This window comes from Streptomyces iakyrus, assembly GCF_000717055.1.
Taxonomy (GTDB): Bacteria; Actinomycetota; Actinomycetes; order Streptomycetales; family Streptomycetaceae; genus Streptomyces; species Streptomyces iakyrus.
On the sequence record NZ_JNXI01000114.1, the window covers coordinates 1 to 359 of the forward strand.

Below are 359 nucleotides of genomic sequence, written 5' to 3' on the forward strand. Positions count from 1 at the left end.
ATGATGATCAGCGTGTTGCGGAAGTCGACGGTGCGGCCTTGGCGATCGGTCAGCCGGCCGTCGTCGAGCACCTGCAAAAGGACGTTGAAGATGTCAGGATGCGCCTTCTCGATCTCGTCAAACAGCACGACCTGATAAGGCCGGCGCCGCACCGCTTCGGTGAGCGCGCCGCCCTCGTCGTAACCGACATAGCCCGGAGGCGCGCCGATCAACCGCGAGACCGAATGCTTCTCCATGTATTCGGACATGTCGAGGCGGACCATCGCAGTCTCGTCGTCGAACAGGTACTCCGCAAGAGCTTTCGTCAGCTCGGTCTTGCCGACGCCGGTTGGCCCCAGGAACATGAACGAGCCCATCGG

General features: G+C 62.1%; 1 protein-coding gene. It reads right to left on the reverse strand.

Features of this window, described 5'->3' with window-relative positions; genetic code table 11:
* The coding region (locus OO68_RS48975) for an AAA family ATPase (protein WP_157852838.1) at window positions 1-359 on the reverse strand (359 nt) is incomplete at both ends.